Source organism: Clostridium sp. AM58-1XD (assembly GCF_003464085.1).
In the GTDB taxonomy this organism is placed as follows: domain Bacteria; phylum Bacillota; class Clostridia; order Lachnospirales; family Lachnospiraceae; genus Lachnoclostridium_A.
Window position 1 is genome coordinate 1 of record NZ_QSDR01000047.1, and the last position, 23,886, is coordinate 23,886.

Here is a 23,886-nt window from a genome sequence, read left to right on the forward strand (position 1 = left end):
ATTATAGTAGATATCTAGAATCTTTACGTTAAAAACCTGATAATTCAGGCTAAATTTTAAAGACCAGTGGAATTTAGTCCCGCACTGGAATTTACTTTTTCAATTCAGCTCTGTCAAGAACTCCATTCAGACGTCTACCAACGGAGTTCAAGTATTCAACCACTGCTGCTCTTCCTTTTATTCCCGGAAATCGGCTCCCGCCTGGATCAGTTTTTCGGTTACTGCCAGCCCACGGATTAGAAATTCAGGGACTTGATAACCGCACTCTACCAAATTTTCCAGGATGCTTCTTATTTCATTGATCAGAAGGGAGGCCAGGGTAAACCACCCGATCAGTGTAAGAAATTCCAGATTTAAGCCAAGCAAATCTTGTCCTACGTGGATAAACATTTCCGGGATGAGAAAGGCTACCAGGATAATCACCCAGTAGCCCAGCTTTTTCACAATACCCCTCAGGCCCATTCTGCTGTCTTCACGACACAGTTTTCTGGCTTTGTACCATCCGGTAATCCAGTCCAGGATATTGCAAATCAAATATCCTGCAAATACATACCAATAGATTCCGAAGATAGCTGCAAATACGGCTGTCACAGCTCCGGCAGCCGCATTATAGCGGTTGGCCAGTATTTCCATAAGCTTTCGCTCCTCTCTGCGTTACGCTGATCTGTATTTGATCTCTTCCAGGATCTCCTGTTTTTCTTCTTCCGTCAGCTTCCTGTAATTTTTGATCACGGATTCCGGATTCTCTCCCCGCTCCTGCCGTATCTTCAACGCCCGTATGATAATATTTTTCGTGATTTCGCTGATCATTCTGCTGCACCTCCCAACATCTCTGCTACTGCAATCGTAATTTCCTCATTATTTGCCTTTAAAATCTGTACCTCCTGTTCTGCAGTCGGCACGTATGCGACGACTGTCTCCTCTCCGTCTTCATTTATATGCCAGAAACGGTTGTCATGATACTTATCACCGATCGAGCAAGGATATTGGGTGCACTCTACCGCAATGGCTTTATCACCATACGTGCAACGTGAGATGTAATTGGCAAGTTCGTAGTTATCGCAAACCATGATGTTCTGCACGGTTTCTTCATAAATCTCTGCAAAAATTTGATGTACAATCATTGGTTAATTCCTTTCTCTTTTTTAAATATAGTCTTATTTTACCTATGGATAATTTAAAATTTAACACCTACACTGAGAACGCAATAAAATACAAGTTCTATTGACATTTTTTGTGTTGGCGGTGGTGGAGGCGGAAATACAGGGAATTCTAATGTTAACGCACATAGTGGCGGTGGTGGAGCTACTCGGTATAAACTTCCATCTGAAGATGAAAAAGGAGTTGGTGGCTATGGCGGCTATGGCGCTGGTCATGGTGGTTATAGAAGAGAACTTCAAGTTATGGCACATCTGGGTCCTCAAATGCCAGAAGCAGAGGGGCCGGAGGTCAGGTATTGTTATAGTCAGATGGGGATACTAATATCCCCAACGAACAATAACGATACCTGAACCTCCACTACCACCTGAAGAAGAAGATCCATATACACGACCGTGCCTGTCTACATAAATACTACCTCCACTACCTCCTCCTCCAGTATTATTTGCTGCATTAACACCTGGAGAATCAACGATATTACCTGGTGTTGTGGCACCGCCGCCATCACCACCATACCCCGAATTCCGTCCTTCACCTTTTACTTGATTCCATGCTGCTCCTGTTCCTCCTCCGCCAGAATATAAAGTTCCACTTGATTCTGAAAAAGCTCTGGTATTTGATCCTTGACCTGTTGCACTATAATCACTCGATGGATTGTTATTATATATATAAGCACTATTCCCATCTGAAGATCCATCATTAGTATATCCGCCAGCACCTCCAGAACCGCCTTTTCCGCCATACTTTGCATGATAATAACCACTAGGATATCTTTCATGTGCTCCCAAGCCACCATTAGCAGAACATAAATCACTAAAGGAACTGCCCCCTCCTGCCTTTCCTTTTTCGCCTCTACTGGCTCCTGATCCACCAGCCCCTATAGTAATTTGAAATTGTTGCCCATATGATACGGCTATAGACCTTCTAGTAGTTGTATAACCGCCCCCACCTCCACCGCCGCCATAAATTTCATATTTACTTTCCCCTTTTTGAGTAGAACTACTGCCTCCCCCTCCACCGCCGACGCAAAATACGTCAATAAAACTAGTATTTGCTGGCACTGTGAATGTTCCTGATGAAGTAAATATTTGTTGTCCTCTACCTCTGGTTGCTGCGGTTGTTTGCAAATATCCCGAATACACATCACCGGCAGAACATGTGCAATACACCCAAATGCGGAAATAGTATGTCGTTCCACCACTTCCTTCTTGAGCACCGCTAATAACGACACTGGAAGTGGCTCCTAAAGCTGCATTACTTCCAGTTCCCTGATAGGCAAGTTGCCCATCCCATGCATTGGTTGGATAGCCGCCTAATTTACCTCTTATTATCACCCCTGAATACGGTCCTTTTGAGGGCCATTTCCAGGTACAGGTGAACTGAGTTGCAGAATAGGCGGCTACACTAAAAGACACTACGGAGGATACGGTCATGGACCCGGTGCGTTTAACTCCGTCTTTCCAGTATGTCTTTCCAGTATAGACATATTTGTCTTCAGCCGTTGCTCCGCCTGTCTGGCTGGCAAGGCTGTTAGCCGTAACCTTTCCTGCTCCGTTGTGATATCCAGCAGGAATCGTATAGCTTCCGCCGCAGTTCAGCGCAGCTGTTTTGGCGCCCTGATTCGCCATTGTTCCTGTTCTTTTTGTCTTTGCGTCCGTATTGTAATACGTTTTTCCAGAAAGTACGGTGGAATCTGCGGCATCTCCTGTCAATTCCAACGTTCCGGCAACAGGTTCATCACTTCCCTTAACACCGGCTGTCTTTCCTTTTAAAATATCGCCCGCTGTGGCAGTCAGCTCGTCTGTATCCAGACCGCCGCCACCACCTGCATTCGTAAATGTAGCCATTCTTATCCCTCCTGTCTCAGATTTAAAATACGCAGTTCTTCAATCGCAATATCCTGAGCCGGAAGCTTTTTTGCAACCAGCGTCAGTTTTCCGTTTTCTGTCTTTCCTCTGATGTTCGCTTTCTGCGCTGCCGGTATGGAATCAAAGCTGTAACCGATATAAACCGAACTTTTTTCCGTAATCGCTTCATCTGTGATTTCATATGACAAATCGATCCAGTCTTCCGTAGCTACAGTAATTCCTGTCAGTATCTTTCCCCGGACCTGTTCGCCCAGCGCTTTGTTATAAAGCGTATTATTATAAAGCTGTTCAATCTCAACCGCCATATCCGTGCCATTGGCATCCGTATTCGTATCCCATTTTTCTATTTCCATTGCGAATACGGGTGGATTCTTCGCTTCACAGTAATTCATTTGCTGCCCTCCTATCAAAATATCTCATCCATGTCAAAGATTAAAACAATATCTTCATCTTTTCCCTTTTTCATAAAAGTCTTATATGCTACTAAATCACCATCTGCATCATACAGTCCCATTTCTGACAATTCTTTTCCGATCAGCTCGTCTTTTTCTATCGTACCAGTGTAGCGGCATGATGTCTCATTTTCATCCAAATAGGTGTGGCTTTCAATATTTTTTCTTAAAAGCTCATGATAAAGGCCAACCTCATTCCCGGTTGTATCTTTTACCGCTTCTCCATCCTCTTCTACTCCGCCATCACCCCAGGCGATCTGAACAATTGCAGGCAGTACACTGTCACCTGCATGGGATCTGCACAGTTTTCTTCTTCCCGTTACCGTAATCTTTGCCTGAGCCATTTTATCCTCCTATCTGTTTAATTTCAATTACATCTATTGTCAAATTTCCCTCCGGCAGCTTCAGAGCTTTCAGCACAATTCTACCGTCTTCTGTTGAACCGATAATACTCGCCTTCTGAGCCATACGAATGCTGCTTTCCGCAAAATAAATATGTACAATACTGTCCTGTTTTACCTGACTATTCTGAATATACGCTGTCAATGTACTGCCGAAATCTTCTTTATTAACTACTATGCTGCGTAAATAAACGGACTTCCCAGAGCACCTGCTGTTAATATATTCTTTCGTTTTATTCCATATCAGCTGAACTCCCGCCAGGTCTAAAACCTTGTCTGTCATACTGCTCGTCCTCCTTTATACAAGGATTGCCTCAAGTTCCTCATTTGATATTGGTTCGATTGTAACAATTCCTCCAAGAGGGTCCCATGCAGTCCCATTCCACGCTACATTCTGACCGGCAGGTCCATAAACGGACTCTGTCTGAATATCGTAAACATCTCCTGATATCTGGCCGGAATCAGGCAGTTTTGATGCGTCTGTCACTGAACCTTTATAACGATACACATTTGTGATCTCAGTTTTTTTAACATATTCTGTGGCTGCACTAAATCCATCCAGTTTTTTCTTATCGGCCGTTGACATCAGACCGTGTGCTGACTGTGTCGCATCACCATAAATCGTATCTGTAAATTTCGCCTCCGATGGTACATCTGTCTGGACGGTATGGCCGTTTACCGTAGTAGAATTTCCCCCGTCTGCTGGCAGTGAAGACGGCTTATTTTTGATAAAAGCATCTGAGGCCGTATCAGTAATATTCCAGTCCGCCTGCACATTTACCTCCGCTCCTGCTGCGATTCCGGAAAGCTTTGTTTTCTCACCAGCTGTATAATCATTCGATGATAATCCTTTCCCTGTTTCCTTTATTACAAATGATGATTTGATCTTGTTCCAAATGTACAGCACGCCATTGCTGTCTAATCCCTTATTAATATTGCTCATAATTATTCTCCTTTCATTTTAAAAGCTCTTCCAGTTCTAAATTTGTCAATGGAATCATTCTGCTCTCTTCTGCCTTTCTGTCAAGAAATGCATCGTTTTCCAACAGACCACCGAAATATTGATTGAATAAGCCAGCCGAGTTTCTGTCGTTTTCTGTCAACTGTTCTACATCTCGTATGTGTAATTCCGGCTGTTCAGGCACCGCTATTTTTCCCATCGTCAACGCTCCTTTCTATAACTGTTCTTTCCAGACCTGTGAATTCAGCTTCTTTGAACCATCCATTTTCATATTCCCCTCCAGCTTCCATTGATTTTTTTCCGTTGTTACACTCGCAGAAACAGAATTTCCAACCTTTGTATTCATGCGGAGCGTGATCCGTTCCTGTAAAATACTCTTCCCTCTGCTTTTATAACCGCTTAAATCTGTATTACCGTTCAAATATACGCTGCCGTCAAGCAGAAGAGAGGTATCCTGCCCTACCCTCTTGCCGCACAGTTTGTTGGTACCGTCTAATTTCCATGTACCGTCCAGAGACAGCGGAAGAATATTGTTAAACGGATAGAAAACACACCTAATGGTAACGACATTTTTATACTCTGCTGCTGCCGTCAGTTCAGAATGCTCATAATAGAATATCTCATACACCGTATGTGACTGTTTCACCTGATCCAGATATTTTCGTATGGAGAACAGATCAGCCGTTCCTTCCCCGATCAGAACAACCTGAAATTCATTGGAATGATCCGGCTTTTTCACAAATTCCGACTGATCATGAACATCTGTAACGTGTACATCAAATTCCGTAATGTTTTTAATCATCTGTTCCATATTGTACGGAGTCATGGGGATTCTTGTCATCTGCCGTTTACGAATCAGCCGTCTGCGCTCCTCATCACTCAGCTGGCTGTTTACAGGAAGACCATATTTTCTTTCGTGATAGGGAAGCCCCCATGTGGCGGTATCCGAAAACAGCTGCTCAGGAAATTCCTCGTAAAGTTTTGTCACCTCGTCCAAGGAAAGGCCCAACACCTGATAAATCCATTTTCCCATATAAGCGTTGTCATACCAGCCAGGCGTAACATAGTCCATCAGTTTGACGGCTGATTCACTCGTCGGAAAGTTTTCCAAATTCATAGTATCCACCTCCTTTCTTTTGCCAAAATCTCTTTTACATTTTCATATCGTATTCCAAAATCCTTTTTCTGATCTGTTAGACTGAGGCTGCCTCAAGGAACTCCACAGATTCCGTCTTGGCATATTCCTCTCTGGATAATTCGATATTTTCTTCGGCTCCGTTCATCTGAAAGCGTTCAAAATCAGTGACCCCTTTAATGGATATCACCAGTCCGCGTACTCTGTTATATACGAGAACGCCTTTTTCTTTTGCTTCTTCATAAACAGCAGTCACCGCATCTTGAAAATCGGTTTTCATCTGTTCCAATGTCGTTATTTCCCTGTCAAATACGATTCCAGTACACAGATAAGATATCTTTTTCGTAGAAGCTCCTGTTACCGTAAGCTCCGCGCAGCCAGACGGCAGAAGCCGTCTGCTTCTGTCTTTTTCCGATACGATGTGCTCATAGACGGCATCTGCAATTGCCTTATTCGCCGGTTCACCGTTCTGGTCTACCAAGATCAGTTTGACCGTACCTGGTCCGTTCCAGGCCGGCATGACGATACAGTCGCCTACGCCTGCAACCTCCTTTGACCACCTTATATAATCTGTGTCATTACCGATGTAAGAATAGTTCTCCGAGGCGTTTTCCAGCCTGATTCGTTCATACAGGCTTTCGTCCGATTCCTCCTCCGTCCCTCCTGAAATCGCTCCTTCGTTCGTGACTTTTGTAATTCCCGGGATCGTTTTTCCCATCAAAACAATCGTCCCGGCCATTACATTTGATAAAGTACCTGCCAGCCTGGCCGTGATCGGGATTACTGCATTTCCGCTTTCATCGATTACCCCATCTCTGTCAGACAGAAACTCGATACCTGCCGCAGTTTCAGAAGCGGCTGTACAGAACATGGTTCCTTTGGGAATTATAGTTCCTTCTTTACCGGTAACGGTAACTTCTCCGGATGCTCTGTTAGCCGGCCTTCTGGTAATATGAGCCTGACCAGCATGAAGATCAAGCCACTTTCCCCAGGCGTATTCCGGAAACGCTGTCATAAGCGCTTTCATTAAAGTAAAGTTCACCAGCTCTGAGGCTACAAGCGCCGTAGGCATCGTATAATCATAAGCAAAGCCGCCCGGCATATCATCAATATCGCTGGGCAGGTTTGCCATCATGCGCTCGTGGATCTGCTCGGCACTCATGTCTTTTAGAAATTCCGGACATTCAAATTCCATAGTTTTTTCCTCCTTTCCTTTTTCCTACTATCATTTTACCCCATCTATTCACTCCGTTCGTCCCCGTTTCCAAAAGCATGGTTCACAGATATCGACTGCCGGAATTCTTCATACTGGATTCCTTTTACCGTAAATGATACCTTTACCGAATCACCGTTCCAGGAAAAAGCAAATCCCCTGACGTATTCTGTCCGGGGATTTACTTTCAAAGCCTCTTTAATTGTTCGTTCAATCGCTGATTCACAAGCCTTATGTGATTTTTTCTTCATGGCCCGTTCCATCTGGGTTCCGATCTCCGCCGGATAAGCCAGACAGCTAAACCGCTCTGTCATAACTGCTTTGATGCACCATGTCTGATATGCCGCAAGACCGCCGCATTCTATAATTTTTCTGGCTCCATCTGCTGCGAAATCGCCTTTATCCATATCCCATGCAAAGCTCTTTTTATACTTTTTGTCGTAAATTTCCGATTCTTTAATCAACTGCGGCTGTATGACAACCGGAAATAATGTCTCAGACAATTCATCAACCTCCTTTTCCAATCCTTGACGCAGGCAGTATTAAATCGATAACAACTGCTTCATTTCCCATCCAGGCTGTCAGCACGCGGTCTCCGGGCTTTAGGTTTCTAAAGGTCTCCGGGAACCTTACGCTGTCCCCATTGCTGTCCGTGGTAAATTCTCCCCCCGCATCATAGGCCACACTTCTGCAGACGAGATAATCGCTTGCAGGAATCGCCTGCTTGAAGCTGTCTGTAATCAGACTCATATCACTGCCGATCATTCCCAGCTCCATCACCGGAGGCGCTTCACCCATTAACTTTATCCTGTTATGCATAGCTGCGGCAAGCTTAGCCGTTCCTTTAAATTCCGTTTTCAACATTTTCCTGCGCCACCTTTTCGACTGTTACGCTCATGGTTGTGCTATCAGCGTTATGCTGAATACTGAGCACCCTCTGATAGCCGTTTACCGTTCCCATATTCTGCACGTAAATCCTGTCTCCTTTTCTGATAAACGCACGTCCGGCAGCTCCAGGGTAACCTGTTCGTCCACCTTTCCGTCTTTATCAATCATCTCCTGAGCTGTCTGTTTTGCATCTTCGACGCTTTTATCCCTGTCCCGGCTGATAATTTTCTGAATAATTCCAAAACGCGTCTCTCCGTCTACGACGGCCTCTACCGGTGACCGCCCTTCGTCATCCTGCATTCCCAGAATCTTCACACGGGTGACCATATTGGCTATGCTTCTCTTCTGAGACAGGCGGACACCGTTGCTTTCATTAAATACGTATACCGTTTCATTTTCACACACAGGCAGTATCTTAATATTTCCCTGCTCCGCCCTCAGAAAGCATTTCTTCTGTCCCTTTTTCTCCGCATCGTCCAGGATATTCGTTATCATGTCGGAAATACTCTTATTTCTCTCTGCAAACTTCTCATGAACCGCCTCCGGTCCGTCATACTGGGCAATAGTGATTCCCCATGGAGTCAGTACCTGTTCCAGCGCTCCTTTTGTCGTCTGCCCTGCCGGTATGTAAATATTGTCCTGTGATTTCTGCAGAGAATACAGCTCATCATACGCCGTACAGGAGAACCCCTCTTCATCTGAGGAATTGCTGTAATTGCATTCCTTGATATATCCTCTTGCTACCTCTACATCATCCGTACCGTCTGATACATAAATACCGGCCAGACAGCCCAGTTTTGCAATATCCGACAGATATCCGGCATCCGTCTTTTTGTTGTACAGATTAAAGGTTATTCTCATGGACAGTTCTTTCTCATTCTCTTCCCATAACAGCTTGTCTGTAAAGTCCTTTACATTATACTGAACACCGTTTTCCGTCATGATCAGAAGCTTGTACTGAAGCTTCGAAAGATCAATCATACGCTTTCACCACCTTTCTTGACCCGCTTTAACTGCCTTACGGGATTGTAAGCACACAGCCTGCATAGATCCAATGGCCCCGGTCGGAAGAAGACTTTCCGTAGCGTCTGGCTGTATTCTCGATGATTTCCTGATTGGCCACGTAAATTTTTTCCCATTCCGCCCCGCTTCCCCCATAGAATTTTCTTGCGATTTTCCACAGGTTGTCGCCTTTGACAACAGTGTATGCGCCAGTCTGCTTCTCCGGCTCCGGCCTGGTCTGGACCGTCTTTACAAAATCATCGATTTTCAGCTCTGTCGTCGTGTAGACTTTCAGAGCTGGAGCCTTATTAAATGCGATAGAATATTCGATATTTCCAAAACCGCCCGTTGCCTTCCAGCTGAAATTGGAAATCGTCACATCCATATTGACGGGTGCTTCGTCCACAATCAATTCCAGAACCGTGCCGTTTTCCTGCCATCCGCTCAGAATGTCTTTACATTCCTCCGGGCTTTCCCAGCTTCCGACAATGGATTCCCGCCGCTTTTTCCTGCCGAAAAATACGCCGTCCCAGGAAATATCCGTAACCTCCACGCCTTTCGGTATGTTGATCCCGCCTTTTCCGATTATTTTATAGCTCTGATAGCTGGTGCCGGTTCCGATGTCGATGGATTCCGGCATAGATGGAAATTCAAACTCCAGATTGCCTGTCGTTTCGCTTAAATAAATTGCCATATGTACGTTCTCACCTTCTTTTCTGAATTTTTCAGAAACTTATCACTAAGCCTCTTTAGGCATATTGGAGAATACAACCGTGATTTTGTCCGCGATTTCACCGCACATATCATCGGCCAGTTCACGGATATGGGAACGGATGGTGCTGACAATATCATCGTCTTTGCGTACTCCATTGATGTTGATGACAGGCGCTGCAGAAACCGCCACCTGAACGGAGGATGTCTTCTGTTCAACGGGGACCGATACCGCCGGCTGACCCGTCTCTTCTCCTGAATTGTCTGTAAATCCTGTATCGGAGCTGCCGTATAAATAAGCAGGCAGACCGGTATCGCTAAATAATCCGCCGTCGTTTGTAATCACTCCGTCGGCAAAGGCCGGAATTCCAAGCAGTTCTCCTGTCTGTTTCCATAGGGACAGCCCTCTGGACCGCCGCTTGCTGCCCAATGGGATGATGGCCTCCGGTCCGTCTTCGCCGACCCAGGAGAGGAGGGGGGAGGTGATGAAGCCGCCGTTGGCATTTCCAACAAGCTGCCAATTCTGCACAGTCTCTTGCTTCGTACCAGACTCACTGTCTGTTTTTCCTCCCATTCCAGTAAGTAGTTCCTTTAGCTTTATTGGTTTCCCAGTAGGTCTTATAGATGGTTCGATCAAAAACTCCACAGGGATGGCTCCTTCAGCAACACTCAGCATGGCAGCTTCAACCATACTTTTATTTTCTTGTGCTTTAGCCGCCAGGCTTTCTTCATCAACTGAAAAATTATAATCGACCGTGCCATCCGGCGATACACCATACCCATAATTGGGAAGCACTTCTATAATCTGTTGTAATACATTTGCAATCAATGCTTTATTATCCTTGTCTCCGATGCCTTCTAAGTCAAAATAATTCAGCATTTCATCTGCACTAAGCGATTTTAAGTCGATTCCGCTATCCCGGGCTTCTTTCAATTTAAGTCCAATATCTTCTGCTGTAACATTACCAAATATATCGCTGTACGACTCAACAAGTTTCTCTAAAAGATTAGTTGAAACACCTTCATATAACGTATCCATCTGTGCATTATATGCAGCAATTAATTCCTGTTGCTGTTGTTTATAATAAGGATTAGAATCTTTTGTTTTTTCTAATCCATTTAATCCATCTGCAAGTGCTTCCCCTAATTCTTTCTCATAACTTCCTACATCTTCTTTTAATTCTTCCTCTAAGGCCTCAAAAGACTTGATATCCATATGCTTTTGTCTGTATTTTGCTCCTGTAGCTTTCATTACTCCTGTCGCACTCTCAGTCTCTGAATTACTTACAAGCTCCATCATCTCCTGCATCAACTGATTAAGTCCTTCTGAATATTTGGTATCAAACACTCCTTTGTTGGAATGTTCACCTATATATTTATCAATTTCTGCCTCCTTATTTATGATTGCCTCTTCATTCTGTCCATATATATCCTTGAATACTCCCCTTATTTCTTTTGAACCTTCTACTCCCAGCAACATTTGTACTGCCATATCTGCCTTGTAGTGACGACTTTCCAAGGTTGCCAGTGCATCTTCTCCTATTTGCTTAGCCTGATTTTGAAATGTTTTGTTCTCCTCAGGAGAAAGAGTCATCCCAACTTCAATTTTCCATTTTAGCCGTTCAAAACCAGCAACAGAATTTTCAAAATTAGCCATATTCTGTTCGGTTTCACTAACAGCCATCCGAAATCGTTCCACATCTTTTACTTTATCTCCAAACACAATTTCCTTAGACAGCCGCTTAATCTCCTTTAAAGTAAGGCTTATATTTCCAAAGCTTTTTTCCATTCTTTTTCTATTAACTTCACGTAGCCTCTGCTGAAATTCATCACTCTCTTCCGACATCCCATTAGCCAACGCGTCCTTTAATTCCTGAGAGCTGTATTTTCCCTGTACCTCTACAATTTCCGCTTCTTTCTTTATCTTCTCCCCTTTCCACATACCGACCGCGCTTCCTACGCCTCCGCCTACAAGAGCTCCGCCTACCGGATTGCCAGTTATACTGCCTAATATGAAACCGATAACCGTTCCTATTTTAGACCATTTCTTTTTTATCTCTCCTGAACTTTCATATGCCTCTTTCATATTTAGATCACTGTAATCGGTCAGTTTTTCAGCTGTTAAATAGTCTTTTGAGCCGCTTTTATAAGTGTATGCAGAAGCAGCCACGCCTGCCAAATTAGCCAGACCTCCCAGCGCGATTAATAGTCCGGGAGCCTGCGCTAATGATGGTATTGCAGCTGCAATAGTATTTGCTGACGTCGCAAATACGGAGGCTGCGGTCGCATACACCGATGCCTTCGTCCAGAATAAATCCCCCCCTGACCCCAGCGCCCCAGCGATCGTATTCACACAGTTCATAATCTCCGGCATCAAAGTGGCCGTCAGTCCGGCGGTAATCGCCGTCCCCATGATAGTTCCCATATTTTGTGCCGCGTCGTCTATCCACGCCTTGCCTCTTCCGCTCCACCAGCTCATAAACGGCCTTTCAACCATTTCGCTCCAGGAAATATTAATCTTAAAGTTCCCCTCAAGCGCGCTTATTTTCTGTTTCATCGACTCCAGAACAGGTTCGGTCTCTTCAATGATCTTTATCTTACAGATGTATTCCTGTTTCTGCATTTTAAGGAGCTGTTCTTCCGCTTTCGCAATCGCCGTTTTAAATTTATCCGCTCTCTTTTCGGCTTTTCCCAAAGATCGGGCCGCACCGTCTATTGCTCCGGCAGCATCAATTCTCACCACATTCGTCATCCTACATCACCATCCTTTTCTTCCTTCGGAGAAAGGGCTATTCTCATGGACTGCAGCAAAAAAGCCCTCACGCCTGGGGGCTTCTCATAAAATTCATCGGGCGTCATGCCCGTCTTCTGAAAGATATGATGCAGGAGGGTTGCATTCCCTCCTGCCATGATCAGTTTTTTGCCACTTCCTCCAGATTGTTTCCGGCGTCAAAACCGCTGATGGAATCAATCGTCTCGATAATTCTGTCCTTTTCTCCGGCTAAGAGCACATAGTCGATTACATCCAGACCAGTCACAACTTCATGGCCCTTATCGCTCAGGGACTTCCAGATATCCTTGTTGTCCCATAAAATTTTTCTGTCTTTTTCCACTGTTGCCCTGTAAATCAATGCGGCACGATAGCGCACCGTATCTGTTTCTTCCGGCATTTTCATACCAAACTGTTTATTTCTTAAATACTTTGTATGTTTTTTTCTGCATGTATTGTAATCAGATTCTGAGAGAGGGCGAATGGAAAATGTAAAATACACCTTTCCTTTTCTTTCCACCTGAATGACAGTCTCCTCTTCCTCTGAAAAGCTCGCTGCTTCCAGAAGCCGGCCATCATATCGCTTTCATTCATGCGGATATGAGTTTTTACCTGCTCATCCGTAAATTCCACCTCTTCTGCTGCGATATTATTATTCTTTTCTGATAACTTCTCTGACATTTTTTACATCCTCCTGTTTTTATATGTTCAGGCCGGTAAAAGCTTCATCTTGCTGAGCTGATATCCGGCCTGAGTATGTAAACTGCGCAATATATCTCACATTGCGGCAGATGTTTTTTATACAGACAGACATTTTCCCAGGAGTTCATCCATTTTATTATTCTTTCACTCAGACAAGGCTTTCGGCTGCCGTCCCGTTCCCAGTCTTTTCTCCCGCATTTTGTCCCTGTCCGGACGCTGCCTCCTGTCTGTCTTCCATGCATTGGTTCCGATTCCCGTCTCTATGCCCGCCTGTACCGGCAGCTATTATTTATATTTCGGCCGGACGCTATTGTCTTTGTTTTTTATGCAGCAGGATACATCCTGTCATTGCATAAATTTACGCTGCCGTTTCAATACCATTCAATAAACTTTGCGTCCATCCGGCAAACAAATACACCTTATTCAATCGTAAGTTTAGACTGAAGTTTAGGCGGGCGGTTGACGAAGAAGCTCCATGCTCTCTTGATCACATCGCCTGTAGTAATATTCTGAATATCGATGCTTCCTGACGGAACCACCTCGCGGTATGTAACGCGTTCCTCAGATCCGTTTCTGCCTGTGAGCACGCCCTGGAAATTCCATACAGGCATAGTCTGTGTTTCCATAGACTCCATCAAATCGATAATGAACTGATCGTCTTCTACTACGATCTGGGACATGGTGAGGGTCACGCCAAATGTGTTGGCCGTCTCCATCTCCTGAGCATTGCCTAATACGGAATACTTCGCATTATTATAAGCTGCCTGAGCCTGAAAGCTCTCTACTGTCGCTAAAAGGACACCGTTTTCATTATAAAGTGCACCGTCTTTGCCGGTGCGGGCATGTCTCGCATCCCCTGCTGCTCTCGTATTAATCATAAATTATTCCTCTCCCTTCGTGCTGTACTGAAAATGATATGTAAGGTAAACGTGTTCCAGAGAATCTTTGTCGATCACGTCTACATCAAACCATGCAGAATCAATATCTGCCGTATATTTACCGCTTTCCGCAACCACACATTTGACAAGCTTTCCTTCATCTACCATGGCTGTGCCCACAGCCTGAAGCTGGCCGGTCACAGTAGCTCTGCCGTTTGTATCGTTATCCACCATACCGATCAGACTTTCTGCCTGTTTATTCATGCGGTAAATCAGCTCGTATCTCGTCTTTGTTCTTCTGATCTTCTTCCAGCCGTCATCTCCGTCGTTTGCATCGATGAGCGTATTGACGGCATTGTCGATCCAGACTTCTTTTGATGTATTATAGGAAAGCACAAGACAGCCTTTTTTCTCCGCCGCAGTCATTTGAGATGGTGTAAGCGGTTCTAAAAGTTCTGTAAAACCATTTACAACCGTATGAGTCAGAGATTTATCAGATTTGCATGCCGCAATCATACCGGCAATTCTGGCTGCTGTCAGACAGCCGTCCATTTCTTTTTCTCCTTCTTTCACCCAGGCGTTAAGCACGTATACGATTGATTTGTCGTTAAATGCAGCTGCATGTTCCTGTCTCGTTTCCAGCGCTGTGCTGTGCTTTTCTGCTGCAACAGCAATTGCAAACTGACCAACGTCAAAAATTCGTTCCATAAATGACTGCATAAGCAGATGAGTATCCGTATCCTCAGTATCCACACATAAGGTGTTAAAGTAAAATGGTTCAACTGCTGCAAATCCGTCGCTATAATCCTGCGCTGTCACAGTAGGATTCGTTCCTGCAGTGAATTTTTCCTGACTGCAGTCATCTAATTTTCCATCAGCAATAACGGCTGCGTCAAATCGTTTTGATCCCCTCATCGCTTCTGCAAGAGCAGATGCCTCTTTTCCCTCAGCTGCTGCGAACTCATAGTGTTCCAGCTCTTTCAGTCCTGTATAAATCATACATTCTTTTCTGCTTCCATCCGTAAGTTTTGTACGGACTGTTACAGAAAATTCTCTGCTTCCAGGATATTTTGCAGTGATGCTCATTGCTTCTGTTTCGCCTGTTTTCAGCTTTACTTCCGCCTTTGTGCCGCCGTTACCGGCTCTGCATGCAATAATGGTCTTCGCTCCGCCTGCAAATACCTGTTCTAATACCCCCGTTCCGCCGGAACTGCCGTATACAGCCTCGTATCCGTCTTCTGCTGGAACTTCTACAGCCTTTCCCACAGGTCCGAAGTCAGCCTGAAATACAACGGCTGCGATCCCGTCTACGGCTTCTGCAAGGGCGTTTTTCTTATCCTGTGCGATATTGAAATAAACGCCCGGCCTCGTCTTGTTTTCTCCAATTACAAATGTTCCTGCCATTAAATGACCTCCTTATTTAAAAAAATTTTAATAACCTTTTCTGCTTCCTCTTTTGTCGCCGCTTTCATTCCTGCAGCTTTTAATGCCGCGGCCGCACACTCCTGCCGCGTTCCAAAAATCTTTTCCGCTGCAGCAGAAAGCTCTTTTGCACTGTACATATTCTGATCTTCCATCATGTCATTCTCCCTTCCAAGAAGTATTTACCCCTGTAAGCCTGTGTTTTTTCTCCGGATGGCGCAGAAGCCCGTAAACTGCCTTTACGATGATCTGACTTTTCCTGAATCCATCCCTGTCGGGATGAAATTCCACATTCTTAATAAACATGGGAGAACCGTCTGCCATCGCAATCTCCTCTTCTTCCAGCAGCCTGTCCGAAATAGACGCAGCCATTTTGGCCGCTGTATTTCTGTCACAGCTAAAAACTGAGATGTCTGCTTTGCATTTCATCCATTTTACGGCAGCAGATGACGAATTTTTTTCGCTCTCTGCCTTTCTGAGACGACAGTAACATGCAGACGCGCTTCCCGTAATATCCGTCACTTCTTCCGGTACGTCATACCACAGAACAACGGCTTCCGGATAAATCTCCTTCAGTTTTCTGTTGAGTGCCAGTACAGGATCAGGATCTGTCGTATCCTGTACCGGATACTCCATGACCACAAACTCTGTGGGACAGCATATGATTCCCTCTACTGCGGCAGAATTTATTGCAGCAGTTTCCCGCGGCGGCGCCTCTGTCAGAGAAATACATGTATCTCCTCTGTCCTCTGCCTTAATAATCACACCAGACAGGCGTTCACTCATCGCTGAAATCATGGTTTCAACCGTACCTGCGCTGCCCGATGCAGTTATATCGGCATAAAGCTCTGCTCTCATCCTGGGTCTGCCTTTTCTGCCGGAGAAAAATTTCAAGACAATTCTTGGATACGCTTTATTTTCTGCCCATCCGTTGTCCCCATCACGTGGCCAGACCGTATCGAATACCGCCGGACGCCCTTGATATTTTGCCAGTGCCGTACGGATTTCCGGCGTTTCTTCAATCCTTTTGACAATTCGTTCTCTCCATGTCATAGGCCTCGTTCAGGACTATCTACATCGGATCGTTTTAATGGGGCTGCCAGCTGATCTTTACCGGATGGCGCTGCCACTCCTGCTTCATAAATTTCTGCCATATCTTTTGACCAGCGGATCAGCCATGCCCCCTCTGCCACTTCTCTTACCGGAATCCGGAAATGATTTGTCACATTCCGGATTCCCGATATGTACTGGACGAGTATTTCCTGTTCCGTCACATCAGCCACAAACCCGGCTTTTCCCTCGGCTTCCTGCCAGCTGCTATGTCTTGCATACAAAAGGTTTCCTTTTTCAATTTCATTTAAGTCGAAAACAGGACGCGTTTCATTTTTTATCAGGCTCATAATCCTCTCCTCCTTTCCTTTGCCTTTTGCATGGTACCATCCTATCACCCAACCGCGCTCAGTTTGTCCCCATTTTTCAGGCGGTCCAGATTTCTGTAAAACAGTCGCCTGTAACCGTAAAAGTCTGTTTTTCCCATGGGAATTCTGCCGAGGACTGTGTCATATTCCAGCATTTCAAAAGAAACATCTTCCGTAACACTTTTCAATAGATACCTCCAGATCTGGCTGCTGGCTGCTTTCGCAGCCTCTTCAATCATCCGGCAGTCCTGCTCGTTTTTCAGGTTTTCAAATGCTCTCATCTCTACAGGACTGACATTTCCGCTTTTTCCCGGCATACCGTCCAGTCTTACGGCAGATAGTCCATAGCGGATTTTCTTTTTCTTCTCAATATACTGAAGACAGAAGTTTTTGAGTTCCCTGTAACGATATGGTGAAATACCGTAATCTTTCCATGTAAAATCCCTGACACGTTTTTGTTTCATGCCAACAACCCCTTCCTTTTTTATAAAATAGCCGTTAAGTATTGCATTTTTAGAACATATGTTCTATAATATATTTATCGAACACATATTCTTCAGACAGCTTTTTTATCCGGCTGTAGTTTTAATTTCTTTTTTATTTCCTTTAACGGCTTTTTATGGCGCCATTTATTTCCGTTAACGGTTTATATATGACATAATATATCCGTCAAGTAATATTGTCAAGTGTTTTTTATTCAAAAATAACCGTTAGATATTATTCAACAGCGAGTTTTCTTCCTTTTTTCCCTGTATTTCGTTGACTTTATCCGTTAACGGTGATATTCTTGATACATAAAAAGGAGGAAATTATGACATGGGACTGGATATTATTGCACAGAAAAAAAAGGAACTCGGTTTGACAAATGAAGAGCTTGCCCGCCTTTCCGGCGTACCGAAGGGGACAATCGACAAGATTTTAAGCGGCGTTACAAAGGACCCCAAGTTGGAAACGCTGAAAGCAATAGCCAAGGTTCTTGGCCTGTCCCTTGACGATTTTAACGATGCTCCGAAAAAAAACGAGCCGTCATATGACGATATCGAAAAGCTGGTAGCCAGAAACGGCAGAAAACTTTCCGCCGATCAAAAGCTCCGTCTGATCAAGCTGCTGTCCGAAATAGACATACCAGGTGAGTAAATGAATTATCGATTGATTGATAAGAAAGTTTTAGAAGTGATTAAAGAATGTGGAGTGCAGTCATTTCCCATTGACTGTACCGCCATTTTGAAGCATTATCAGATAAAACTGCTGCCTTACGAATACCTGCAGCGAGAAAACAGGGAATTATTTGAGATTGCTGCTACCTACTCAGATGAAGCTTTTCAGTACGAAGATATCATCTGCTTCAACAGTGACCGCCCTTCTTCCAGGATCCGTTTTTCTCTTATGCACGAACTTGGACACTTTAAACTGAATCATGGAAAGGATTACACAGCGGAATCAGAAAAAGAGGCGAATTATTTTTCCAGCCATCTTCTCGCACCGCGCATTGCCATCTATTTTTCAGAGTGCAAAACATCTGCTGATGTGGCAAAACGGTTTCAGCTGTCCCAGTCAGCGTCGGATTATGCATTTAATGACTACCGGCGATGGCGCAGAATGTCCGCTTATCATTTGAATGGGGTTGACAGGGAACTGTATCTCCATTTTCATTCTGCAGAAGAAGGCGGATTTATCTGGAACATTCACACCTGCCGGCGCTGTGGTCACCGGATTATCAATCGGCCGGAGCAGGTCTTCTGCGATCTCTGTCAGCGCAGTTCCTCCCAGGACGACCGTTATTTTCTCCCTGGTATTCCTGACCAGACACAGAGGTTTCCAGTGGAAGAATGGGGTTTCTACCATCCAAAGGATTTTTTTTAAGCATTTTTACATATGTTAAGAAGAATCCCACTCGTGGGATTCTCCGCCTGCGGCAGGTCGCTTCAGCGACATCATTCCTTACCGCCGCAGTGCGATCCCTGCGGAGCGTTTTATTCCATAGGGCGTGCCCTATGGAATAAAAACCGTTCCGAAAACACCAATTCAGGCTATTTTCGGAACGGATTCTAAAAGATTCTAAAATTATATCTGCTTATTCAATTCAAGGCTGTTACTGTCTTCTTCTGCTGTTCGCTGAAAGCTCACACATTTTCCACCGTAGCGATATCCACCAGTGTCAGTTCCTTCGCCCTGTTCTCCAGACTCGTTGCCAGAGCTGCTGCCGTATCCATGGACGTCAGCACGCTGACTCCTGTTTCGATCGCATTTCTTCTGATTACAAATCCATCTTTTGAGTGTTCTGCCCCCTGAGGCGGGATATCGATGATTAAATCAATTTCGTGTCCCAGAACCAGGTCCAGAATATTCGGAGATTCCTGCTCCAGCTTCGGTACGCTAAGTACCCGTACCCCATGGTCATGCAGGTATTTCGCAGTTCCTCTCGTAGCGAAGATCCGGTATCCAATGGCCTGGAATCGTTTTGCAATTTCCACTGCATCTTCCTTCTCCTCGTCTCTGACGGTGAATATCATATTCTTATACTTAGGAAGCTTAATTCCTGCTCCCTGGAATGCTTTATACAGCGCTTCATTAAATGTCTTAGCAATTCCCAGGCACTCTCCTGTAGACTTCATCTCCGGCCCAAGGCTGATGTCTGCTCCGTGAATCTTTTCGAATGAGAACACAGGCATCTTGATAGCAATATAATCCGCCTCTTTCTGCAGGCCCGGCTTGTAGCCCAGTTCGCGGATCGTATGACCGCAGATAATCCTTGTAGCCAGCGGGACAATCGGAATTCCTGTCACCTTGCTGATATATGGAACCGTACGGGAAGAACGGGGATTTACTTCGATGATATAGACGTCTTCTCCGTCCACAATGAACTGGATATTGATCATGCCTTTTACATGAAGGGCGCGGGCCAGTTTTTCCGTGTACTCTACGATCGTTTTCTTATTACTATCCGTAATACTCTGTGACGGATATACGGAGATACTGTCTCCTGAATGAATTCCTGTCCGCTCAATATGCTCCATAATTCCAGGGATCAGGATATCTCTACCGTCGCAGATAGCGTCGACCTCGATTTCCTTTCCCATGATATATTTATCTACCAGAATCGGATGTTCCTGGGCGATCTGATTGATAATTCCGATAAATTCGTCGATATCTTCATCGCAGATGGCGATCTGCATTCCCTGTCCGCCCAGAACGTAGGACGGTCTGACAAGAACGGGATAACCCAGCTGGTTAGCCGCGCTCTTGGCTTCTTCCGCCGTATACACCGTATGACCGGCCGGTCTCGGTATGCCGCAGGTCTCCAGGATTTCATCGAACCGCTCCCTGTCCTCTGCCGCATCTACATCTTCTGCTGCAGTACCAAGGATCGGAACTCCCATTTTCATCAGCGCTTCCGTGAGTTTGATGGCCGTCTGGCCGCCGAACTGTACGACCGCTCCGTCCGGTTTTTCTATGTCTACGATGCTTTCCACATCCTCCGGTGTCAATGGTTCAAAGTACAGCTTATCTGCAATGTCAAAGTCCGTGCTGACTGTCTCCGGATTGTTATTGATAATAATTGTTTCATAGCCTTCCTTGCTGAAGGTCCATGTGCTGTGTACCGAACAGAAGTCAAATTCGATTCCCTGTCCGATCCTGATCGGACCGGAACCGAGAACGAGCACCTTTTTCCTGTCATTTGTCATCTCTGCCTCATTTTCGCTTCCGAAGCAGGAATAGTAGTACGGCGTAGCTGCTGCAAATTCTGCTGCACATGTATCTACCATCTTATAAGCCGCACGGATATTGTTCTTATACCGCATAGCCTTAATTTCTTCCTGAGAAATCGCTGTCAGTCTGGAGATAACGTGATCAGGGAATTCCATCCTTTTAGCTTCTTTTAAAATCTCTTCCGAAAGGAATTTTTCCACCATTCCGTCCAGCTGGTTTTCCTGCCCTGCCGCAGCCTTTACTCCGCCTTTTCCTGATCTGGCGGCGCGCACCTTCCAGCCAACTGTCTTTAGGGCATTTTCCATTTCCACAATAGCGGATATCTTGTCAATAAACCAGATATCAATCCTTGTAATCTCATGAATCGTCTCATAGGACACGTTTCTTCTAAGTGCCTCGGCAATTACCCAGATTCTTCTGTCATCGACTTTGTACAGCATATCCAGCAGTTCATCGTCGCTCATCCCAGAAAAATCATAGGACATCAGACTGTCCACATGCTGTTCCAGAGAACGGATTGCCTTCATCAGGCCACCTTCGAAATTGGTACAGATACTCATAACCTCTCCGGTCGCCTTCATCTGTGTTCCGAGTGTCCTGTTTGCGCTGATAAATTTATCAAAAGGAAGCCTCGGCATCTTTACTACGCAGTAGTCCAGCATTGGTTCAAAGCTGGCATATGTCTTCTGGGTAACTGCATTCCTAATCTCATCCAGCGTATATCCCAGCGCAATCTTTGCGGCTACTTTGGCAATCGGATATCCGGTCGCTTTGGACGCCAAAGCGGAAGAACGGCTGACACGGGGATTTACTTCGATTACACAGTACTCAAAACTGTCCGGATTCAGCGCATACTGAACATTACAACCGCCCGTAATTCCCAATTCTGTAATAATATTCAGTGCCGACGTACGAAGCATCTGGTATTCCTTATCCCCCAGTGTCTGGGAAGGAGCCACTACGATGCTGTCGCCAGTGTGGACACCCACAGGATCAATGTTTTCCATATTACATACGGTAATCACATTGCCGGCTCCGTCTCTCATAACCTCATATTCGATTTCCTTCCAGCCAGCAATACAGCGTTCTACGAGAACCTGTCCTACTCGTGAAAGTCTCAGTCCATTCTGAAGAATTTCCACCAGTTCTTCCTGGTCATGAGCGATTCCACCGCCGCTTCCTCCCAGCGTATAGGCCGGACGGAGCACGATCGGATATCCGATCGTATTGGTAAATTCGATGCCATCCTCAACATTTTCAACGACCTTGGAGGGAGCCACCGGTTCCCCGATCTTTTCCATCGTTTCCTTGAATTCCAGACGGTCTTCCGCCTTTTTAATGGTAGCGGCCGTCGTTCCGATCAGCTTTACGTTGTTTTCTTTAAAGAAACCGGCTTCCTCCAGTTCCATGGCCAGGTTAAGGCCTGCCTGTCCGCCCAGGGTAGGCAGTACGCTGTCCGGCTTCTCCTTTAAGATCAGCTGTTCTACAACCTCTACCGTCAGCGGTTCTATGTAAACTTTATCCGCAATATCTTTATCCGTCATGATCGTAGCTGGATTGGAGTTTAATAAAACGACCTCAATTCCTTCTTCCTTCAGGGAACGGCAGGCCTGTGTTCCTGCATAGTCAAATTCAGCAGCCTGGCCAATGATAATCGGGCCGGAACCAATTACTAATACCTTTTTAATATCTGGATTCTTTGGCATTATTCATTTCCCTCCATCATTTTCAAAAATCGATCAAACAGGTAACCGGAGTCCTGCGGCCCGGGGCATGCTTCCGGATGATACTGTACGGTAAAAATATTCTTTTTCGTATATTTCAGCCCTTCATTGGTACCGTCGTTGACATTGACAAAAGCCGGCACAGCTATTTGAGGATCAAGGCTTTCCGTATCCACCGCATAGCCGTGATTCTGGGAAGAGATGTAAACTCTTCCTGTCTCCAGATCTTTTACCGGATGGTTGCCACCTCTGTGCCCGTATTTCAGCTTAAATGTATCGGCTCCCGTAGCAAGAGCCATGAGCTGATGGCCAAGGCATATGGCAAAAATCGGTACATCGGATTCATATAGTTTTTTGATCTGTGTGATAACTTCCACATTTTCCTTGGGATCTCCAGGTCCGTTGGACAGCATGATACCATCCGGATTTGTACTCAGGATCTCCTCGGCAGCAGTATCGGAAGGATAAACCGTCACCTCACAACCTCTTTCATTCAGAGAACGGGCAATATTCTTCTTTGCACCGAGATCCAGAAGGGCCACCTTTTTTCCGTTACCCGGCAAGATAAATTTCTCCTTCGTTGTTGTGGCTTTTACCACACCTTTCACAGTATGCCCCTTCATTCGGCCGACTGCCTCCTCCAGGTTGTAATTCTCATCTGTGGTGATCATACCGTTCATGGTTCCTTTTTCTCTTAAAATTTTTGTGAGGGCTCTTGTATCGATTCCGCTGATACCGGGAATATCATGTGATTCTAAGAAATGCTGTATCGTATCCTCACTCCTGAAATTGCTGGGGATACGTGATAATTCTCTGACAATATAGCCGTCCGGCCAGGGTTTTAATGATTCCATATCTTCATGACAGATGCCATAATTTCCAATCAGCGGATATGTCATGACAACCGCCTGCCCTGCGTAAGATGGATCGGTCAGTACTTCCAGATAACCTGTCATGGACGTGTTAAAAACGATTTCACTGATTACCTCGCGGGTCGAGCCTATGCTTGTCCCCTGAAACACCGTTCCGTCTTCCAATATTAAAAATGCCTTCATACGGGGTACCTGTCCTTTCTTATTTAAGAATCTTCATCTCAGGCGCATAAAAATGCCTAAATTGAATAGATTATACCCGATTCGACAAGTTTTTTCAACCGCTTTTTTTATACTTTTAGATTTTTTTTAATTTCCCAGGATTCCTTCAAATAAAAGGTGGACGACCAGGCGATGCTTTTTTTGTCAAATTTCGGTATGTAAAACTCAATTCCATGGCAGAATCGTTAAATATGCATTTTAATTTAATAAATATGCATTTTTTCTTTTTCCTCTTCCTTACTCACCACTTACCCTTAACGGACTTATACTAATATTAAATGATATCTCAGTGAGGTATAAAAATATATGAATTATCCATTCTCCGAACGACACAGGCAGATGGAGAGACTTCCCAGGCAGATGGAGAGACTTCCCGCG

Annotated in this window: 30 protein-coding genes; 3 read left to right on the plus strand and 27 right to left on the minus strand. The window is 45.0% G+C overall.

Translation table 11 applies throughout. The annotated features are described in order from the left end of the window. Positions 1–177 precede the first annotated feature (177 nt). The 3 genes from DXA13_RS19285 to DXA13_RS19290 are packed head-to-tail and all read right to left on the minus strand — an operon-like array spanning position 178 to position 1,124. On the minus strand, positions 178–633 hold the full coding sequence (locus DXA13_RS19285; RefSeq protein ID WP_118246647.1) for a phage holin family protein: 456 nt from the start codon (positions 631–633) through the stop codon (positions 178–180). Between the two features lie 21 nt (positions 634–654). Continuing rightward, positions 655–810: a hypothetical protein gene (locus tag DXA13_RS21160; RefSeq protein WP_181995752.1), complete on the minus strand. Its 156-nt coding sequence runs from the start codon at positions 808–810 to the stop codon at positions 655–657. Next, positions 807–1,124: a hypothetical protein gene (locus tag DXA13_RS19290; protein WP_118246648.1), complete on the minus strand. Its 318-nt coding sequence runs from the start codon at positions 1,122–1,124 to the stop codon at positions 807–809. The genes DXA13_RS21160 and DXA13_RS19290 overlap by 4 nt, the downstream gene beginning before the upstream one ends. A gap of 115 nt (positions 1,125–1,239) precedes the next feature. On the opposite strand from DXA13_RS19290, the gene DXA13_RS19295 reads away from it, so the two are divergent. Continuing rightward, positions 1,240–1,482: a hypothetical protein gene (locus DXA13_RS19295; RefSeq protein WP_181995753.1), complete on the plus strand. Its 243-nt coding sequence runs from the start codon at positions 1,240–1,242 to the stop codon at positions 1,480–1,482. Here the strand turns inward: DXA13_RS19295 and DXA13_RS19300 are convergent. From DXA13_RS19300 to DXA13_RS19395, 22 genes are all read right to left on the minus strand, one after another. Next, complete coding sequence (locus DXA13_RS19300; RefSeq protein WP_118246650.1) at positions 1,479–3,005, minus strand: glycine-rich domain-containing protein; 1,527 nt, start codon at positions 3,003–3,005, stop codon at positions 1,479–1,481. The genes DXA13_RS19295 and DXA13_RS19300 overlap by 4 nt on opposite strands. Before the next feature lie 2 nt (positions 3,006–3,007). After that, a complete protein-coding gene (locus tag DXA13_RS19305; protein WP_118246651.1) occupies positions 3,008–3,418 on the minus strand; it encodes a hypothetical protein in 411 nt (136 codons plus the stop codon). Positions 3,419–3,432: 14 nt separating this feature from the next. Continuing rightward, positions 3,433–3,822, minus strand: coding sequence for a phage tail protein (locus DXA13_RS19310; RefSeq protein WP_118246652.1), 390 nt, complete (start codon positions 3,820–3,822; stop codon positions 3,433–3,435). Between the two features lies 1 nt (position 3,823). After that, positions 3,824–4,162, minus strand: a complete 339-nt coding sequence (locus DXA13_RS19315; protein ID WP_118246653.1) for a hypothetical protein — start codon at positions 4,160–4,162, stop codon at positions 3,824–3,826. Positions 4,163–4,177: 15 nt separating this feature from the next. After that, positions 4,178–4,822: a hypothetical protein gene (locus tag DXA13_RS19320; RefSeq protein WP_118246654.1), complete on the minus strand. Its 645-nt coding sequence runs from the start codon at positions 4,820–4,822 to the stop codon at positions 4,178–4,180. 13 nt (positions 4,823–4,835) lie between these two features. Beyond that, entirely contained in the window at positions 4,836–5,039 is a 204-nt protein-coding gene (locus DXA13_RS19325) for a hypothetical protein (RefSeq protein ID WP_118246655.1), read from the minus strand. 15 nt (positions 5,040–5,054) lie between these two features. Beyond that, on the minus strand, positions 5,055–5,957 hold the full coding sequence (locus DXA13_RS19330; protein ID WP_118246656.1) for a putative phage tail protein: 903 nt from the start codon (positions 5,955–5,957) through the stop codon (positions 5,055–5,057). 76 nt (positions 5,958–6,033) lie between these two features. Beyond that, complete coding sequence (locus DXA13_RS19335; RefSeq protein ID WP_118246657.1) at positions 6,034–7,170, minus strand: baseplate J/gp47 family protein; 1,137 nt, start codon at positions 7,168–7,170, stop codon at positions 6,034–6,036. Between the two features lie 44 nt (positions 7,171–7,214). Beyond that, positions 7,215–7,691, minus strand: a complete 477-nt coding sequence (locus DXA13_RS19340) for a DUF2634 domain-containing protein (protein WP_118246658.1) — start codon at positions 7,689–7,691, stop codon at positions 7,215–7,217. A 4-nt stretch (positions 7,692–7,695) separates the two neighbouring features. Continuing rightward, positions 7,696–8,052 carry a hypothetical protein gene (locus DXA13_RS19345; protein WP_118246659.1) on the minus strand — a complete coding sequence of 119 codons (357 nt, stop codon included), beginning with the start codon at positions 8,050–8,052 and terminating at the stop codon, positions 7,696–7,698. After that, positions 8,033–8,158, minus strand: a complete 126-nt coding sequence (locus DXA13_RS22585) for a hypothetical protein (protein ID WP_278287069.1) — start codon at positions 8,156–8,158, stop codon at positions 8,033–8,035. Before DXA13_RS22585 ends, DXA13_RS19345 begins: the two co-directional genes overlap by 20 nt. Further along, positions 8,137–9,057 (minus strand): hypothetical protein, encoded by a 921-nt coding sequence (locus tag DXA13_RS19350; protein ID WP_118246660.1) that lies wholly within the window; start codon positions 9,055–9,057, stop codon positions 8,137–8,139. Before DXA13_RS19350 ends, DXA13_RS22585 begins: the two co-directional genes overlap by 22 nt. A gap of 37 nt (positions 9,058–9,094) precedes the next feature. After that, a complete protein-coding gene (locus DXA13_RS19355; RefSeq protein WP_118246661.1) occupies positions 9,095–9,772 on the minus strand; it encodes a LysM peptidoglycan-binding domain-containing protein in 678 nt (225 codons plus the stop codon). A gap of 45 nt (positions 9,773–9,817) precedes the next feature. Then, positions 9,818–12,532 carry a glycine zipper domain-containing protein gene (locus tag DXA13_RS19360; RefSeq protein WP_181995754.1) on the minus strand — a complete coding sequence of 905 codons (2,715 nt, stop codon included), beginning with the start codon at positions 12,530–12,532 and terminating at the stop codon, positions 9,818–9,820. A gap of 169 nt (positions 12,533–12,701) precedes the next feature. After that, the gene (locus DXA13_RS19365) at positions 12,702–13,079 is read right to left on the minus strand and encodes a hypothetical protein (protein ID WP_243009236.1); all 378 of its coding nucleotides are present in this window, start codon (positions 13,077–13,079) and stop codon (positions 12,702–12,704) included. Further along, a complete protein-coding gene (locus tag DXA13_RS22195; RefSeq protein WP_243009237.1) occupies positions 12,983–13,240 on the minus strand; it encodes a hypothetical protein in 258 nt (85 codons plus the stop codon). Before DXA13_RS22195 ends, DXA13_RS19365 begins: the two co-directional genes overlap by 97 nt. A gap of 440 nt (positions 13,241–13,680) precedes the next feature. After that, positions 13,681–14,139: a hypothetical protein gene (locus DXA13_RS19375; protein ID WP_118246664.1), complete on the minus strand. Its 459-nt coding sequence runs from the start codon at positions 14,137–14,139 to the stop codon at positions 13,681–13,683. Positions 14,140–14,142: 3 nt separating this feature from the next. Next, a complete protein-coding gene (locus tag DXA13_RS19380) occupies positions 14,143–15,543 on the minus strand; it encodes a phage tail sheath subtilisin-like domain-containing protein (protein ID WP_118246665.1) in 1,401 nt (466 codons plus the stop codon). Then, the gene (locus DXA13_RS21165; protein ID WP_181995755.1) at positions 15,543–15,719 is read right to left on the minus strand and encodes a hypothetical protein; all 177 of its coding nucleotides are present in this window, start codon (positions 15,717–15,719) and stop codon (positions 15,543–15,545) included. The genes DXA13_RS19380 and DXA13_RS21165 overlap by 1 nt, the downstream gene beginning before the upstream one ends. Position 15,720: 1 nt before the next feature. Further along, positions 15,721–16,614: a hypothetical protein gene (locus DXA13_RS19385; RefSeq protein ID WP_118246666.1), complete on the minus strand. Its 894-nt coding sequence runs from the start codon at positions 16,612–16,614 to the stop codon at positions 15,721–15,723. Beyond that, complete coding sequence (locus DXA13_RS19390) at positions 16,611–16,961, minus strand: DUF5026 domain-containing protein (protein WP_118246667.1); 351 nt, start codon at positions 16,959–16,961, stop codon at positions 16,611–16,613. Before DXA13_RS19390 ends, DXA13_RS19385 begins: the two co-directional genes overlap by 4 nt. A 44-nt stretch (positions 16,962–17,005) precedes the next feature. Next, a complete protein-coding gene (locus tag DXA13_RS19395) occupies positions 17,006–17,443 on the minus strand; it encodes a hypothetical protein (protein WP_118246668.1) in 438 nt (145 codons plus the stop codon). Positions 17,444–17,795: 352 nt separating this feature from the next. On the opposite strand from DXA13_RS19395, the gene DXA13_RS19400 reads away from it, so the two are divergent. Next, entirely contained in the window at positions 17,796–18,116 is a 321-nt protein-coding gene (locus DXA13_RS19400; RefSeq protein WP_118246669.1) for a helix-turn-helix transcriptional regulator, read from the plus strand. Continuing rightward, complete coding sequence (locus DXA13_RS19405; protein WP_118246670.1) at positions 18,117–18,842, plus strand: ImmA/IrrE family metallo-endopeptidase; 726 nt, start codon at positions 18,117–18,119, stop codon at positions 18,840–18,842. A gap of 260 nt (positions 18,843–19,102) precedes the next feature. On the opposite strand, the gene carB is transcribed toward DXA13_RS19405, so the two are convergent. Both carB and DXA13_RS19415 read right to left on the minus strand, forming a co-directional pair. Further along, complete coding sequence (carB, locus tag DXA13_RS19410) at positions 19,103–22,396, minus strand: carbamoyl-phosphate synthase large subunit (RefSeq protein WP_118246671.1); 3,294 nt, start codon at positions 22,394–22,396, stop codon at positions 19,103–19,105. After that, entirely contained in the window at positions 22,396–23,469 is a 1,074-nt protein-coding gene (locus tag DXA13_RS19415; protein WP_118246672.1) for a carbamoyl phosphate synthase small subunit, read from the minus strand. Before DXA13_RS19415 ends, carB begins: the two co-directional genes overlap by 1 nt. Positions 23,470–23,886: the final 417 nt, after the last annotated feature.

Coding starts and splice junctions, on each gene's coding strand:
- DXA13_RS19315 (WP_118246653.1), bottom strand. CDS start 4,162: ATGACAGACAAGGTTTTAGACCTGGCGGGAGTTCAGCTGATATGGAAT.
- DXA13_RS19415 (WP_118246672.1), bottom strand. CDS start 23,469: ATGAAGGCATTTTTAATATTGGAAGACGGAACGGTGTTTCAGGGGACA.
- DXA13_RS19350 (WP_118246660.1), bottom strand. CDS start 9,057: ATGATTGATCTTTCGAAGCTTCAGTACAAGCTTCTGATCATGACGGAA.
- DXA13_RS19380 (WP_118246665.1), bottom strand. CDS start 15,543: ATGGCAGGAACATTTGTAATTGGAGAAAACAAGACGAGGCCGGGCGTT.
- carB (WP_118246671.1), bottom strand. CDS start 22,396: ATGCCAAAGAATCCAGATATTAAAAAGGTATTAGTAATTGGTTCCGGC.
- DXA13_RS19355 (WP_118246661.1), bottom strand. CDS start 9,772: ATGGCAATTTATTTAAGCGAAACGACAGGCAATCTGGAGTTTGAATTT.
- DXA13_RS19330 (WP_118246656.1), bottom strand. CDS start 5,957: ATGAATTTGGAAAACTTTCCGACGAGTGAATCAGCCGTCAAACTGATG.
- DXA13_RS19345 (WP_118246659.1), bottom strand. CDS start 8,052: ATGTTGAAAACGGAATTTAAAGGAACGGCTAAGCTTGCCGCAGCTATG.
- DXA13_RS19405 (WP_118246670.1), top strand. CDS start 18,117: ATGAATTATCGATTGATTGATAAGAAAGTTTTAGAAGTGATTAAAGAA.
- DXA13_RS19290 (WP_118246648.1), bottom strand. CDS start 1,124: ATGATTGTACATCAAATTTTTGCAGAGATTTATGAAGAAACCGTGCAG.
- DXA13_RS19310 (WP_118246652.1), bottom strand. CDS start 3,822: ATGGCTCAGGCAAAGATTACGGTAACGGGAAGAAGAAAACTGTGCAGA.
- DXA13_RS19385 (WP_118246666.1), bottom strand. CDS start 16,614: ATGACATGGAGAGAACGAATTGTCAAAAGGATTGAAGAAACGCCGGAA.
- DXA13_RS19325 (WP_118246655.1), bottom strand. CDS start 5,039: ATGGGAAAAATAGCGGTGCCTGAACAGCCGGAATTACACATACGAGAT.
- DXA13_RS19400 (WP_118246669.1), top strand. CDS start 17,796: ATGGGACTGGATATTATTGCACAGAAAAAAAAGGAACTCGGTTTGACA.
- DXA13_RS21160 (WP_181995752.1), bottom strand. CDS start 810: ATGATCAGCGAAATCACGAAAAATATTATCATACGGGCGTTGAAGATA.
- DXA13_RS22195 (WP_243009237.1), bottom strand. CDS start 13,240: ATGTCAGAGAAGTTATCAGAAAAGAATAATAATATCGCAGCAGAAGAG.
- DXA13_RS19305 (WP_118246651.1), bottom strand. CDS start 3,418: ATGAATTACTGTGAAGCGAAGAATCCACCCGTATTCGCAATGGAAATA.
- DXA13_RS19395 (WP_118246668.1), bottom strand. CDS start 17,443: ATGAAACAAAAACGTGTCAGGGATTTTACATGGAAAGATTACGGTATT.
- DXA13_RS19375 (WP_118246664.1), bottom strand. CDS start 14,139: ATGATTAATACGAGAGCAGCAGGGGATGCGAGACATGCCCGCACCGGC.
- DXA13_RS19390 (WP_118246667.1), bottom strand. CDS start 16,961: ATGAGCCTGATAAAAAATGAAACGCGTCCTGTTTTCGACTTAAATGAA.
- DXA13_RS21165 (WP_181995755.1), bottom strand. CDS start 15,719: ATGATGGAAGATCAGAATATGTACAGTGCAAAAGAGCTTTCTGCTGCA.
- DXA13_RS19285 (WP_118246647.1), bottom strand. CDS start 633: ATGGAAATACTGGCCAACCGCTATAATGCGGCTGCCGGAGCTGTGACA.
- DXA13_RS19300 (WP_118246650.1), bottom strand. CDS start 3,005: ATGGCTACATTTACGAATGCAGGTGGTGGCGGCGGTCTGGATACAGAC.
- DXA13_RS19320 (WP_118246654.1), bottom strand. CDS start 4,822: ATGAGCAATATTAATAAGGGATTAGACAGCAATGGCGTGCTGTACATT.
- DXA13_RS19335 (WP_118246657.1), bottom strand. CDS start 7,170: ATGGAATTTGAATGTCCGGAATTTCTAAAAGACATGAGTGCCGAGCAG.